General features: G+C 38.6%; 14 protein-coding genes and 1 riboswitch. All 14 genes read left to right on the top strand.

The genetic code is table 11. The features are described 5' to 3' along the window. The 14 genes from atpE to GKE48_RS10880 all read left to right on the top strand — a co-directional run bounded on the left by atpE (position 1) and on the right by GKE48_RS10880 (position 14678). Positions 1-258, top strand: coding sequence for an ATP synthase F0 subunit C (atpE, locus tag GKE48_RS10815; RefSeq protein ID WP_012740154.1), 258 nt, complete (start codon positions 1-3; stop codon positions 256-258). Between the two features lie 36 nt (positions 259-294). Further along, positions 295-849 carry a F0F1 ATP synthase subunit B gene (gene atpF, locus GKE48_RS10820; RefSeq protein WP_330375517.1) on the top strand — a complete coding sequence of 185 codons (555 nt, stop codon included), beginning with the start codon at positions 295-297 and terminating at the stop codon, positions 847-849. After that, positions 837-1382, top strand: coding sequence for an ATP synthase F1 subunit delta (atpH, locus tag GKE48_RS10825; RefSeq protein ID WP_012740152.1), 546 nt, complete (start codon positions 837-839; stop codon positions 1380-1382). The genes atpF and atpH overlap by 13 nt, the downstream gene beginning before the upstream one ends. A 51-nt stretch (positions 1383-1433) precedes the next feature. Then, positions 1434-2942 (top strand): F0F1 ATP synthase subunit alpha, encoded by a 1509-nt coding sequence (atpA, locus tag GKE48_RS10830; RefSeq protein WP_012740151.1) that lies wholly within the window; start codon positions 1434-1436, stop codon positions 2940-2942. A gap of 26 nt (positions 2943-2968) precedes the next feature. Beyond that, entirely contained in the window at positions 2969-3829 is an 861-nt protein-coding gene (atpG, locus tag GKE48_RS10835; RefSeq protein WP_055286464.1) for an ATP synthase F1 subunit gamma, read from the top strand. Between the two features lie 19 nt (positions 3830-3848). Next, complete coding sequence (atpD, locus tag GKE48_RS10840) at positions 3849-5243, top strand: F0F1 ATP synthase subunit beta (protein ID WP_041688829.1); 1395 nt, start codon at positions 3849-3851, stop codon at positions 5241-5243. A gap of 13 nt (positions 5244-5256) precedes the next feature. Continuing rightward, on the top strand, positions 5257-5661 hold the full coding sequence (gene atpC, locus GKE48_RS10845; protein ID WP_055286467.1) for an ATP synthase F1 subunit epsilon: 405 nt from the start codon (positions 5257-5259) through the stop codon (positions 5659-5661). Between the two features lie 59 nt (positions 5662-5720). Continuing rightward, complete coding sequence (locus tag GKE48_RS10850; RefSeq protein WP_055286469.1) at positions 5721-6446, top strand: YwmB family TATA-box binding protein; 726 nt, start codon at positions 5721-5723, stop codon at positions 6444-6446. A gap of 103 nt (positions 6447-6549) precedes the next feature. Then, positions 6550-7698, top strand: coding sequence for a class I SAM-dependent methyltransferase (locus GKE48_RS10855; protein WP_154301056.1), 1149 nt, complete (start codon positions 6550-6552; stop codon positions 7696-7698). A 1-nt stretch (position 7699) separates the two neighbouring features. Then, positions 7700-10237: a hypothetical protein gene (locus tag GKE48_RS10860; protein ID WP_154301057.1), complete on the top strand. Its 2538-nt coding sequence runs from the start codon at positions 7700-7702 to the stop codon at positions 10235-10237. A 24-nt stretch (positions 10238-10261) separates the two neighbouring features. Beyond that, entirely contained in the window at positions 10262-12478 is a 2217-nt protein-coding gene (locus GKE48_RS10865) for a transglycosylase domain-containing protein (RefSeq protein ID WP_022098984.1), read from the top strand. 61 nt (positions 12479-12539) lie between these two features. Then, a riboswitch (cyclic di-GMP riboswitch) is annotated at positions 12540-12622 on the top strand. 415 nt (positions 12623-13037) lie between these two features. Further along, positions 13038-13556: a DUF5104 domain-containing protein gene (locus GKE48_RS10870; protein ID WP_055216418.1), complete on the top strand. Its 519-nt coding sequence runs from the start codon at positions 13038-13040 to the stop codon at positions 13554-13556. A 40-nt stretch (positions 13557-13596) separates the two neighbouring features. Beyond that, complete coding sequence (locus GKE48_RS10875; protein ID WP_055216417.1) at positions 13597-14118, top strand: DUF5104 domain-containing protein; 522 nt, start codon at positions 13597-13599, stop codon at positions 14116-14118. Positions 14119-14156: 38 nt separating this feature from the next. Next, complete coding sequence (locus GKE48_RS10880; RefSeq protein ID WP_173016924.1) at positions 14157-14678, top strand: DUF5104 domain-containing protein; 522 nt, start codon at positions 14157-14159, stop codon at positions 14676-14678. Positions 14679-14721: the final 43 nt, after the last annotated feature.

Here is a 14721-nt window from a genome sequence, read left to right on the forward strand (position 1 = left end):
ATGAATATTTCAGGAAGTGAATTTATTAGTGCTATGTCAGCAATTGGAGCAGGTATTGCGATGATCGCAGGTGTTGGTCCTGGTGTTGGTCAGGGTATCGCAGCAGGTTATGGTGCATCTGCAGTAGGACGTAACCCGGGAGCTAAGTCTGATATTACTTCAACAATGCTTCTTGGACAGGCCGTAGCCGAGACAACAGGTCTTTACGGTTTTGCCGTAGCTATTATCTTAATGTTCGTTAAGCCTTTCGGAAACTAAGAAGAGGTGCGAAGATAATAGAAAGGAGGCCTACAATTGAATTTGTCAGGAAATACATTTGTTGCCATAGCGGCTGATGGACGATTATTCGGTCTGGATCCGCAGCTCCTTTTTGATGCAGCAGTAACTGCAGTCAATGTATTTGTACTGTTTCTTTTACTTACATTTATTCTTTTCAATCCTGTAAGGAATATGTTAAAGAAGAGACAAGACAAGATAACAAGTGACAGGGAGAACGCTGAGAACGATAAGAAGGAAGCGAGCGCCCTTAAAGCAGAATATGAGGCTAAGTTAAAGGATGCCCACAAGGAGGCAGAACAGATTCTTAGTGATGCAAGAAAGACTGCTATGCACAATGAGACCAAAATCATTGATGAAGCCAAGGCTGAGGCAGCAAGAATTATAGAAAGAGCTAATGTTGAAGCTGAACTTGAGAAGCAGAAGGTTGCTGATGAGGTTAAACAGCAGATTGTAACTGTAGCAGCTGTTATGGCATCTAAGTTAGTTGCCAGATCTATTGATGAGAAGGACAGCAATGCTCTTATTGAAGAGACTTTGAATGAAATGGGTGAGAAAACATGGCTAAGCTAATTGAAGCAACATACGGTGATGCTTTATTTGAGCTTGCCGTAGAAGAGTCCAGGGTGGATTCTCTGTATGATGAGGCCGGGGCTGTCATTGAAGCATTTAATGATAATCCGGAGTTTGGCAGACTGCTCAATCATCCAGAAGTTGAAAAGGGAGAAAAGGAAGGACTTATTAATAACATTTTCTCTCAGTTTGTTTCAGGAGATATGACAGGTTTGTTGATAACCATGGTCTCAAAGGACAGACAGAAAAAGATTGTTGATACACTTGAGTATTTTCGAAAGAGAGTTCTCGAATACAAGAAAATAGGAATTGCTTATGTAAGCACAGCAAAGCCACTCACTGATGAACAGAAGAAGGCTGTTGCTGGGAAGCTGTTAGAAACTACAGGATATGTTGATTTCCAGATGCATTATTCGGTTGATGAAAGTCTTATTGGCGGAATGGTAATAAGAATCGGTGACCGTGTAGTAGACAGTAGTATTAAGCATAAAATAGACGAACTTTCCAGAAGTCTGATGAAGATTCAGTTATAGGAATATCAGACAGGTTAGTTTAATTAATCAGAAAGCGGGTGCATAGAGCTAATGAATTTAAGACCGGAAGAAATCAGTTCAGTTATAAAAGAACAGATAAAGAGATATTCTACCGAACTTGAAGTATCAGATGTTGGTACTGTTATTCAGGTAGCAGATGGTATCGCACGAATTCATGGATTAGAAAAGGCCATGCAGGGAGAACTTCTTGAGTTTCCAGGCGAGGTATATGGAATGGTACTTAACCTTGAAGAGGATAATGTTGGTGCCGTTTTACTTGGTGATTCAAGAAATGTTAATGAAGGCGATACTGTTAAGACAACTGGACGAGTTGTTGAGGTTCCAGTTGGTGACGCATTGACAGGACGAGTTGTCAATGCATTAGGACAGCCTATTGATGGCAAAGGACCAATCGTTACAGATAAGTATCGTAAGATTGAGAGAGTTGCATCAGGCGTTATTACAAGAAAATCAGTAAGCGTTCCACTTCAGACAGGTATTAAAGCTATTGATGCCATGGTTCCTATCGGAAGAGGACAAAGAGAGCTTATTATCGGTGACCGTCAGACAGGTAAGACGGCTATTGCTATTGATACTATTATTAACCAGAAGGGTCAGGGAGTACATTGTATATATGTTGCTATCGGACAGAAGGCTTCAACTGTTGCAAGTATTGTTAAGACTCTTGAGGAATATGGTGCAATGGCATATACAACAGTAGTGGCATCTACAGCCAGTGAACTTGCTCCATTACAGTATATTGCTCCTTATTCAGGATGTGCTATTGGTGAAGAGTGGATGGAGAATGGTGGAGATGTATTAGTTGTTTATGATGATTTAAGCAAGCATGCTGCAGCGTACAGAACACTTTCACTTCTTCTTAAGAGAGCACCTGGACGTGAGGCTTATCCTGGTGATGTATTCTATCTTCATTCAAGACTTCTTGAGAGAGCAGCAAGAATGTCAGATGAATACGGCGGAGGTTCACTTACAGCACTTCCAATCATCGAGACTCAGGCAGGGGATGTTTCAGCATATATTCCTACTAATGTTATATCTATCACAGATGGACAGATATATCTTGAGACAGAGATGTTTAATTCAGGCTTCAGACCTGCTATTAATGCCGGATTGTCTGTATCACGAGTTGGTGGTTCAGCACAGATTAAGGCTATTAAGAAGATTGCTGCTCCTATCCGTACAGAGCTTGCCCAGTACAGAGAGCTTGCATCATTCTCACAGTTTGGTTCAGAGCTTGATGCTGATACCAAGGAAAAGCTTGCACAGGGTGAGAGAATCAGAGAGATGCTTAAACAGCCACAGTACAAGCCAATGCCGGTTGAGTATCAGGTTATAATCATATATGCAGTTACCAAGAAGTATGTTATCGATATAGATGTTGACAGAATTCTTGATTTTGAGCAGGGATTATTCGACTTTATTGATACCAAGTATCCACAGATTCCAGAGTCTATCAAGGAGACTAAGGAACTGACAGCAGATAATGAGAAGGCACTTATAGCTGCCATCGAGGAGTTTAAGAAAACATTTATCCAGTAAATGTTTTGGAATGGAGGTAATAATTTATGGCCTCAATGAGAGACATAAAAAGACGCAGAGATAGTATTCAAAGTACCGGTCAGATTACCAAAGCCATGAAGCTCGTATCTACTGTTAAATTGCAGAAAGCTAAAGGGAAAGCGGAAAGTACCAAGCCGTATTTCGACCTCATGTATGATACCGTAAAGAATATGCTTGCCAAGTCAGGTAATATCAATCACAAATATCTGAAAGCCGGAGATTCAAGTAAGAAAGCGATTATCACAATTACAGCGAACAGAGGACTTGCCGGAGGATATAATTCTAATATTACCAGACTTATAACAGGTAGTGATATTCCTAAGGAAGACGCACTTATATATGCAATAGGAACAAAGGGAAGAGATTTCCTTTCAAGAAGAGGCTATCAGATTAAAGCAGATTATTCAGATATGGTTGAAGAACCTGCGTATACAGATGCCAAGGCTATATGTAATGAGGTGCTTGATGCATTTACAAGTGGAGAAGTCGGAGAGATATATCTTGCTTATACATCTTTTAAGAACACTGTGGTTCATGAACCTAAGCTTATCAAGCTGCTTCCTGTTGACGCAGATGCGATGAAACAGGACGGCGAAGAGACTGATAACACACCTATGAATTATGAACCGGGTGAAGAGGAAGCTCTTAACCTGATTATACCGAAGTATGTGTGCAGTCTGATATACGGAGCTATGGTTGAGGCCGTTGCAAGTGAGAACGGAGCACGTATGCAGGCAATGGACAGCGCAACAAGCAATGCAGAGGATATGATATCAGATCTGTCGCTTAAGTTTAACAGAGCGCGTCAGGCTTCAATTACACAGGAACTTACAGAGATTATAGCAGGAGCGAATGCTATCAATTAATAAAACAATGGAGGGAATAATGGCAGAGAATAATATTGGTAAGATTACTCAGGTTATCGGTGCTGTAATCGATATTAAGTTTACAGACGGTAATCTGCCAGAAATCAATTCGGCCATCAATATTAAGACTAATGACGGCGGTAAGCTTGTTGTAGAGGTTGCCCAGCATCTTGGTGATGATGTAGTAAGATGTATAGCCATGGGTCCTACAGATGGTCTTGTCAGAGGTATGGAAGCAGAGGCAACAGGAGCCCCAATTTCTGTACCAGTAGGTGAACAGACTTTAGGAAGAATGTTCAATGTATTAGGTGAGCCAATAGATAATAAGCCAGCTCCAGAAGTACAGGAGCATATGCCTATTCACAGAAAGGCACCTGCATTTGCAGAGCAGGCAACTAATACGGAGATTCTTGAGACTGGTATCAAAGTCGTAGATTTACTTTGCCCTTACCAGAAGGGTGGTAAAATCGGACTTTTCGGTGGTGCCGGAGTAGGTAAGACAGTACTTATTCAGGAACTTATCAGAAATATTGCAACTGAGCACGGTGGATATTCAGTATTCACAGGTGTTGGTGAGAGAACAAGAGAGGGTAATGACCTTTACCATGAAATGATGGAATCAGGCGTTATCGAGAAAACTACTATGGTGTTCGGACAGATGAACGAACCACCTGGAGCAAGAATGAGAGTTGGTCTTGCAGGACTTACAATGGCTGAGTATTTCAGAGATAAGGGTGGAAAGGATGTACTTCTTTTCATTGATAATATCTACAGATTTACCCAGGCTGGTTCAGAGGTTTCAGCACTTCTTGGACGTATGCCTTCAGCCGTTGGTTATCAGCCAACATTACAGACAGAGATGGGTGCTCTTCAGGAGAGAATCACATCTACTAAGAACGGATCTATTACATCTGTTCAGGCTGTATATGTACCAGCCGATGACCTTACTGACCCGGCTCCGGCTACAACATTTGCACATCTGGATGCTACTACAGTTCTTTCAAGATCAATCGTTGAGCTTGGTATCTATCCAGCCGTTGACCCGTTAGAGTCTACATCAAGAATTCTTGATCCAAGAATTGTTGGTGAGGAGCATTACAAGGTTGCAAGATCAGTTCAGGAAATCTTACAGAAATACAAAGAATTACAGGATATCATCGCTATCCTTGGTATGGACGAGCTTTCAGAGGATGATAAGCTTGTTGTTTCAAGAGCAAGAAAGGTTCAGAGATTCTTATCACAGCCATTCTTCGTTGCAGGACAGTTTACTGGTCTTGAAGGAAGATATGTTCCTGTAAGTGAGACTATTCAGGGCTTCAAGGAAATTATCGAAGGAAAGTATGATGACATTCCAGAGAGTTACTTCCTTAACTGTGGTGGAATTGATGATGTTTTAGCTAAGGTAGAGAAGTAGAAAAGAGGTTGTAATGGCAGATTTACAGACAATAAAGCTTCTGGTTAATACGCCGGACAGAGTTTTCTACCATGATGACGCTACATTTGTTGAACTTTCTACCAGTGAAGGCGATATAGGTGTTTATCCGGGACATATTCCGCTTACTGCAGTTGTTGTTCCTTGTGTTCTTAGCATACACAATGGTAATGATGTAAAGAAAGCTGCGGTACACGGTGGAATTATAGAGATTCTCAAGGATAAGATAACTATTCTTGCTGAGGTGGCAGAATGGTCAGATGAAATCGATGTAGAAAGAGCTAATGAGGCGAGACTGCGAGCTGAAAAGAGACTTGCCAGCCATGATTCTAATCTGGATATGGTAAGAGCAGAGGCAGCGCTTAAGAGATCGCTTGCGAGAATTAAGGCTGTTAATTAAATAATATGTATAAACCTTCCATTATCTGGGAATATTTCAGGTGATGGGAGGTTTTTTATATGGTAAAGATATATAGATTTCAGAGGCTGATGATAGCAGTCGCAGTAATTATATGGGCAGTATTTGCCGGCAGACTTGTATACAAGGGCATAAAGGGTGAGACAATGGATGTTGTAGATACATTTTGTGAAAATGTGTACTATGATATAAGTGCCGACATATCAGCGACAGGAAAGCTTGACAATGGGATGTCGGATACAGCAAAGAAACTTATGATGACACAGATGGCAAAGACTCTGGGGCTTAACAGATATAATATAACGGAGGATGAAGCAGGAATATATCTTACACAGCAATCAGTTAATGGCAGCGCAGATATATCAATAAAAAAGAGCAGTACAGGAGAATATTTTATAACTGATATAGAACTGTATAAGGGATTTGAGAGCACTTCAGATTATGAAAAGCTGATGAAACAGGTTTTAGAGGAATATGGAATAGATACTCATGTAACAGTCAGCATGAAAGGAAGCATTGCTGGGGATATGTCACAGTATGATAAGAGCGAGGTCAGCGGCAGAATGCTTAAGATGCTGGGTGCAAAGACTGTGACTACGGGACAGATACAGGATTCATATGTTGTGTATGCTTACGCTAAAAGCGTTAAGGATTCTGTAAGCATAGGAAAGAACAAGATAAATGTTAATATAACAATGAATTATGACGAGACAAGGGGAGTGACGGATATACAGCTTTCAACACCGATATATAATGAGGATTTCTGATGATGATTTTTAAGGCATAAAACTTGCTATTGTGGTTTTTGTCTAAAGAGATTAAAATAACCATGTATATCCAGAGGATAAATCAAGAAAAGATGAGGCAGATATGGAATTAAAAGAGCTTTTAGATAAATGTATTAATGACAGGCTTATTGATCTTACAATAAGCGGACAGAGGGTAAAGAATGAAGAAGATGTGATGAGGGTTAAGATTCGTCCGGTCCGACTTAAGGATGAGATAAAGTATCAGGCATCAGAATTCGTGGGAAGAAAAGTGCTTCACACCAATTATTCAGAAGAAGACATTAAGACAAGAATTACAGAATATATGGAGAACACATTTAAACAGGCGCAGTTTAATATGACAGATGCGACTGCCACGGTGCTTAGTTCAAAGAAGGGCGCATGTACCTGTAAGTATAAAAGGCTTGCACAGATAAAGAGTCAGAAGGATATGTCACACAACAGAACCAAGACATATATTCTTAAAGAGGGCGAGAAGGTGGATTTTCTTGTTGATCTTGGAGTTATGACTAAAGAGGGGGCAATTGTAAGAACAAGATATGATAAGTTCAGGCAGATTAATAGATTCCTTGAATTTATAGAGGATATTCTGCCACAGTTAGATAAGGATAAAGAACAGACAATAATTGATTTTGGATGTGGAAAATCATATCTTACATTTGCAATGTATTATTATCTCAAGGTACTTAAGGGATACAATATCAGGATAATCGGGCTGGATTTAAAGAAAGATGTTATTGAGCATTGCAACCAGTTAAGAACGAAATATGGTTATGAGAGACTCAATTTCTATGAAGGAGATATTGCTTCTTACAAGGGTGTTGAGTCTGTAGATATGGTTGTAACACTTCATGCATGTGATACGGCTACAGATTATGCACTCGCCAAAGCAGTAAAATGGGGTGCGAAGGTTATACTTTCTGTGCCTTGCTGTCAGCATGAGGCAAACAGAACAATTGCTGATGAAACTCTTTCACCTGTCATGGATTATGGAATCTTAAAGGAAAGATTTGCAGCAATAGCGACAGATGGTGCAAGGGCAAAGCTTTTAGAATCTAAGGGTTACCAGACACAGATACTCGAATTCATAGACATGGAGCATACACCAAAGAATCTGCTTATAAGAGCTGTTAAGACCGGAAAGCCTGATGCAAAGGCTTATGAGGAAGTACAGAATATGAGCAGGGTGCTTAATATTGACCTTACGCTAAAGAAGCTTTTGGAGGATTAAATTGAAAAGAATCAGGAATTATAGTATATCAGGTTCTAAGTATTTTATACTTGGAGTTATATTTTTAGTTACGGTTATCATAACATTTATATCAATGAAATTCGAACAGATAATGCCGTCAGCAACCACTATGGCAGATGCAACTCTTCCAACAGTTGCAATGGATACAGAGGCAGGAACGCAGTATAATGTGCTTCATGGTTACACTTCGGAGCTGGATTCAACATTGTTTTATGGCAATATTACACCTGTTGCAAAGGACAGAAAGCTGACAGTTACAATTAATACATACGGAGAAGATATTGAAGGTGTGGCATACAAAATCCGTTCTTTAGAGGATAAGTCGCTTATCGAGAATACTGAGGTTAGTGATTATGATAATGCAGGCAGCAGTATAAATGTTACATTTAACATAAAGAATCTTCTTGATACCGGAAAAGAGTATGCGCTTGAGGTCGTGCTTAAGACAAAGAAGCATGAGACAGTATATTATTACACAAGAATTGTTTATGGAGTGGATTATGACCTTCAGAAAAAGCTTGATTTTGTCATGGATTTCAATGCATGTACATTTGATGACAGTAGACTTAAGGACATAGCTGGATATCTTGAAACTTCAAGTTCAGGCGATAACACTAATTATGGAAAGGTAAATATTAACTGCTCATTAAGCCAGGTCGGCTGGGGAGACCTTGACCCATATGTAGAGAGTGATATTATGCCGGAGGTTATATCAGTTGATGATGATGTGGCAATATTAAGACTTAGTTACAGAGTTGGAGCAGCAAATGATTATTCATCAAGTGATACATATACAGTAAGTGAGTATTATAGAATACGGCAGACTAACAGTGGTTTCTATCTTCTTAATTTCGAGAGGGAGATGAATCAGGTATTTGACGCAAGGAACGACCTGACTTCAACGGCGAAGATTAATCTTGGAATTAATTCTTCAACAGATGTTAATTGTGCATCTGATGAAAAGGGAATATATACCTATTTTGTTAATCAGGGTTCACTGTGGTGTTTTAACAGCAGTTCACAGACATTTACAAGAGTATTTTCGTTCAAGGGTGAGGAGACTGATTCTGTAAGAGAAGGTTATGATGCCCATAATATTAAGATAATGAAAATAGAAGATAACGGAGATGCAACATTTTTAGTATCAGGATATATGAACAGAGGAGAGCATGAAGGACAGGTTGGCGTATCTTTATGCAGATATTCATATTCAGATAATGATGTTACTGAAAGACTGTTCATTCCAATGGCGATTCCTTATAACATTCTCACACAGAATGTTGGTGGCGTTTCTTATGTTTCTAACGACAAATTCTATATACTTATAGATGAGACTCTGTATTCTGTAGACCTTGTAAGTAAAGAGGTCATGACAGAGATAACAGGACTTAAAGAGAATTCATATGCTGTATCAGATGCCGGAGATGCCATAGCATATAGTGTGTCAGGTGATATATGCAACACTGATACGATAAGAGTTCTTAATATGAGCAACGACAGCGCTTATGAGTTAAAGGCAGATGAGGCAGATACATTAAGACCACTTGGATATATCGATTCGGACTTTATATATGGAATGGCTCATAAGGAAGATATTGTATCAGATGCAGATGGCAGCAGAACATATGCAATGTACAAAGTCGGTATTATGGATGTTGATTATAATATTATTAAACAATATGAACAGCCTGATATATATGTATCTGATACAGAGGTTGAAGGCAAGAGAATTACGCTTACAAGAATAGTGAAGTCAGGAAGTGGTTATGTGTCAACGAGCATAGACCAGCTTATCAATAAGGATGAGAATGTTGTTGAAAATGTTGTAAAGGCTGATACAATAAGCACAGACGCAAGGAAACAGGAATTATATATTGACCTTATAACCAAGGTAAATGATATATCTGTTAGTTACAGAACTTCAGGTGAGATTATATTTAAAGACAATACAAGTCTGGAACTTGAAGATGAATTTACATGGGATGGAAGGTACTATGTATATGGATACGGAACATTCCAGGGAAGCAGGACACAGCTTGAATCAGCAATAACTCTTGCGTATGACACATATGGAACAGTTGTGGATTGTGATTCAAAGTCTGTGTGGAAACGGTACAGAAGCACACAGGCATCAATAGACGGGGTTTCGCCGGTTATGGGTGGAAGTTCTCTTGAAAATGCAGTTACAACAGTATGTAATTATCTTGGGGCTGATTATAATGCCGCGGCTTACATGGAACAGGGGTATACAGCAGTGCAGACAATGAACATGATAAGCGGAGTACATGGAATAAGTCTTACAGGAATAACATATGAGAAGGCATTAAGCTATGTCGGAGAAGGAAGTCTTGTGATAGCAAAGACCGGAGAAGACGAATATATAATCATTACTGCATATAATTCAAGTGAAATAGCATATATTGAATCATCATCTGGTTCAGTAAAGACTATGTCTATGAATGATGCTGGAAAAATGTTTTCTCAGGGCGGCAATATATATGTAACCTATTATAAGTGATGATATGCACAGGGATTGAATATTATGGCGAAGAAAAAATTATCAAAAAAGAAAAGAAGACGCAGATTAATAAGAAGACTTATACTTCTTACATTACTGCTGGCATTTGTTACAACACTTGCAATATTTTCACCAAAGATAGTAAAGATTATAAAGCTTGCGCAGGAGGCTAAGGAGCTTGTAAATAAAAGTTCCTTAGACACATTTATGGCATCAGGAACAACAGTTATATATGATACTGATGGCAACGAGCTGTGTACCATGCGTGAGTCAAAGGATATGTATTATGTTGATATAGGTCAGATACCGGATACATTACAGAAATCTTTTGTTGTTATGGAAGATAAAGACTTTTATAAACATAAAGGAATTGATTTCAAGGCTATAATAAGGGCTGTGATAGCTAATACAGAGAATGATGAAATCGTTCAGGGTGCAAGTACAATAACGCAGCAGCTTGCAAAGAATATATTCTTAAGTCAGGAAGTTACATGGCAGAGAAAGGTAAAAGAAATATTTGTGGCATGGGATCTGGAAAAGAAATATACAAAGGATCAGATTCTTGAATTCTACTTAAACAACATATATTTCAGTAATGGATATTATGGAGTAGGTGCAGCAGCGAGAGGCTATTTTGACAAAGAGGTAAGTGAGCTGACAGTTGCTGAACAGGTATTTATAGCGGCAATCCCTAACAATCCGACAAGATACAATCCACTGACTAATTATGATAACACAGTTGGGAGAAGAGACCTCATACTTGGAAAGCTGTATGAAAATGATATGATTAATTCCATGAACTATTACACTGCACTTGATACGCAGGTGGTTCTGGCACAGCAGCCCGAGGTTTCAAAGAACAATTCTGTCGAGACATATGCAAGGCATTGTGCGACAGAGAGCATGATGCAGGCGAATGGCTTTGTGTTTAGAACGAATTTTAACAATGATGATGATTACGAACAATATAAAGAAATATATGAAAACAGCTATACACTGTTTCAGCAGAAACTGCTTTCCGGAGGATACAAGGTATACACAAGTATCAACATGGATGTACAGCAGATGCTTCAGGATGCTGTTGACGATAATCTTAAAGGATATACCGCAGAAAAAGACGGAGTGTATGAAATGCAGGCAGCAGCTACCTGTATTGATAATTCAACAGGAAATGTAGTGGCTATTGTTGGCTCAAGAACTCAGGATTTAGAAGGATATACTCTTAACAGGGCATATCAGAGCTACAGACAGCCCGGAAGCTCAATTAAACCGATAATAGACTATGTTCCGTATCTCGAAAAGGGCAATACACCTGACACTATAGTTCAGGATGAATATATTCAGGATGGTCCGAAGAATGCAGATGGAACATATATGGGAAGCATTACATTAAGAACAGCGGTAAGTCTTTCACGTAACACAGTTGCATGGAATGTGTTAAAGGAACTTACACCTAAGGCTGGAAGTTCATATCTTCTCAATCAGGGATTTCATAAAGTATGGATGGATAAAGAATACAATGCGATTGCCATAGGCGGCTTCACATATGGTGTGTCAACAGAGGAGATGGCAGGTGCGTATGCAACAATAGCTAATGAGGGCGAGTACAGAAGAGTTACATGTGTATCCCAGATAAAGGATACAAGAGGAAGAATAGTATATGATTCATCTGGCAGGGGGCAGAAGATATATGATGCTGAATCGTGCAGGATGATGACGGATATGCTTGAAACTGCTGTGAATGAAGGAACAGGACGCGGGGCAGCACCAGATAATGCAATTGTTGCCGGAAAGACTGGAACAACGAACTCTAATTATGATTCATGGTTCTGTGGATACAGTGCTTATTATACAGTGGCTGTATGGCAGGGATATGATTATCCTGCATCAATCCCACAGAGTCATACAAAGGATATATTCAGGCAATTTATGCAGGATTCACATAAGACTCTGGCAAAGAAGGATTTCCCTAAGTACAGACAGAAGTCAGACAATAAGGAGACAGAAACTGAATCTGTAAGTGAAACACAGACAGAAACGCAGTCAGTCAGTGAGACGCAGTCAGTAACACAGACGCAGAAGGGCAGTCAGATCCAGTCGTCAAGTCAGATGGAAACAGGCACGGCAAGGGATAATGATGCAACTGCAGGCACCAGACAGGATAGTACGGCAGGAGGAAGTGAAAGCCGGGCAGATACAGATAAGCCGGCAGAGACTAAAGGGGATATCTCAGGTTATTAATTGCAGATATATCGTAGATGTAAATAAAATAATACTTGCAGAAAAGTGGATTGTATGATAAATTTTAGTGGGGTAAACTTATAGAAATATAAGGACACAAAACTAGAAGTCTAAGGCTAATGCTATGATGGTTCGGTTGCATTTAGGAAATGTTTCTTAAATGCAGCCTTTTTTGTTTTAGCAGAGACTTGAAAATAATTGTTGATAGTGTCAAATGGCACACGAAATTAATGCATAGCAGGGAAAACCTACTAAAGTTGCTAAATATGATGAAGTGGTAGGTTAATTGCAAGAAAATTCCGAGGAGAATTAATGAGAATAAAGAAAAAGACCTACTAAGTTGATGATATGTGTCCGAATAGTGGGCTTTTTTGCTAACTAAAACTGTTTGATGCTGTAGATATATAAGAAAAAGACCTACTAAAAGTGTGAATAGTGTTTGTTTAGTAGGCTTTTAAGTTGGGAAGAAGCATTATAAAACAATTAACAATGTGAAAAGACCTACTAAAGTTGCTGAATATGATGAAATGGTAGGTTTACTAAGGAGATTGCATTACTTATGAAAAAGATATTGATAATAACATTAATGGTTATATGTATGATTTTCAATATAACAGCATGCGGAGTAAAAAGTAATAATACCAGTAAGTCACCATTACGACAAACAAAGGATATGGCAGAAAATGTCTGTGATGCCATAAAGAATCATGACAGTGAGAAGCTTAAAGAGCAGTTCTGCGAAAGGCTGCAGCCGGGGAAAGAGACAGCGGTAGACAAGATATATGAATATATTGACGGAGAAATAGAAACGCTTGAGACAGATTTTGAAACAGATAATTATGCTGACACAGGAGGTGGAGAAAATAGAGGAGATAAATTGTCAAAGGGATTTAGTTTCGGTATATATGTTGTTTCTGATAAAGGCACAAGATATGAAATTGTAGGAAAAGGAGATGTAATTAATACTATTGAACCTAAGAATCAGGGGTTACAAACAATAATTATATATCGACAGAATGAAGATGGAACATGGAATTACAAAAACAATGTCTTTAGAGTAGGAAGTGAATTAGATTAAGCGTTGTAATGGAATGTCGGATGTATATTGGAGACCAGTTATGAAAAAAGTAATAACACTATTTTTAATTTGTATATTGATAATATTTAATACCGTATCATGTGGATTTGATTTGAACAATAAAAGTGAAACAATATTAGAAAAAACTGAAAAGATGGCAGAAAATGTCTATGATGCTATAAAGAATCATGACAGTGAACAGCTAAAAGAACAATTCTGCGAAAGGCTGCAGCCGGGGAAAGAGACAGCGGTAGACAAGATATATGAATATATAGATGGAGAAATAGAAACGCTTGAGACAGATTTTGAAACAGAGCATTTTGCACGAGCGGGCGGTGGTGGAAAGATAAGGGGCGATAAACTATCAAAAACATTTGTATTTGAAATAATCATTACCACAGATAAAGGAATCAGATATGAAATAGGAGGTAAAGGCGATATCATCAATACAATAGAGCCGAAAGACCAAGGATTACAGGTGCTTCGCGTGTATAAGCAGAATGAAGATGGAACATGGAATTATTCAAAAGGTTACTTGCAGATAGGAAGTGAATTGAATTAAATATGTTGATTTATTATAGGGATAACAATAATAGTTTTATGAAAAAGATATTGATAATAACATTAATGGTTATATGTATGATTTTCAACATAACAGCATGTGGGGTAAAAAGTAATAATACCAGCAAGTCGCCATTAAGACAAACAAAGGATATGGCAGAAAATGTCTATGATGCTATAAAAAATCATGACAGTGAGAAACTTAAAGAACAGTTCTGTGAAAGATTACAGCCGGGGAAAGAGACGGCAGTAGACAAGATATATGAATATATTGATGGAGAAATAGAAACGCTTGAGACAGATTTTGAAACAGATAATTATGCTGATGCTGGGGGCGGGGGAGAAATTAGAGAAGATAAATTATCGAAAACATTTGTTTTTAGGCTGGTAATTATTACGGATAAAGGAGTTAGATATAAGATTGGGGCAAAAGGCGATATCATCAATACAATAGAGCCGAGAGACCAAGGATTACAGGTGCTTCGTGTATATAAGCAGAATGAAGATGGAACATGGAATTATACAGATGATTATCTACAGATAGGAAGTGAACTTGATTAAATATCATAATGAATAGCTTAAAAAAGCTGTTTAATTATGAATG

The sequence above is a fragment of the Lachnospira eligens genome (assembly GCF_009680455.1).
Lineage (GTDB): Bacteria > Bacillota > Clostridia > Lachnospirales > Lachnospiraceae > Lachnospira > Lachnospira eligens_A.

Bases quoted from the DNA above. Each gene is read 5' to 3' on its own strand.
- atpD (WP_041688829.1), top strand. From the start codon at position 3,849: ATGGCAGAGAATAATATTGGTAAGATTACTCAGGTTATCGGTGCTGTA.
- atpC (WP_055286467.1), top strand. From the start codon at position 5,257: ATGGCAGATTTACAGACAATAAAGCTTCTGGTTAATACGCCGGACAGA.
- GKE48_RS10865 (WP_022098984.1), top strand. From the start codon at position 10,262: ATGGCGAAGAAAAAATTATCAAAAAAGAAAAGAAGACGCAGATTAATA.
- atpE (WP_012740154.1), top strand. From the start codon at position 1: ATGAATATTTCAGGAAGTGAATTTATTAGTGCTATGTCAGCAATTGGA.
- GKE48_RS10855 (WP_154301056.1), top strand. From the start codon at position 6,550: ATGGAATTAAAAGAGCTTTTAGATAAATGTATTAATGACAGGCTTATT.
- atpA (WP_012740151.1), top strand. From the start codon at position 1,434: ATGAATTTAAGACCGGAAGAAATCAGTTCAGTTATAAAAGAACAGATA.
- atpG (WP_055286464.1), top strand. From the start codon at position 2,969: ATGGCCTCAATGAGAGACATAAAAAGACGCAGAGATAGTATTCAAAGT.
- GKE48_RS10850 (WP_055286469.1), top strand. From the start codon at position 5,721: ATGGTAAAGATATATAGATTTCAGAGGCTGATGATAGCAGTCGCAGTA.
- GKE48_RS10875 (WP_055216417.1), top strand. From the start codon at position 13,597: ATGAAAAAAGTAATAACACTATTTTTAATTTGTATATTGATAATATTT.
- atpH (WP_012740152.1), top strand. From the start codon at position 837: ATGGCTAAGCTAATTGAAGCAACATACGGTGATGCTTTATTTGAGCTT.
- GKE48_RS10870 (WP_055216418.1), top strand. From the start codon at position 13,038: ATGAAAAAGATATTGATAATAACATTAATGGTTATATGTATGATTTTC.
- GKE48_RS10880 (WP_173016924.1), top strand. From the start codon at position 14,157: ATGAAAAAGATATTGATAATAACATTAATGGTTATATGTATGATTTTC.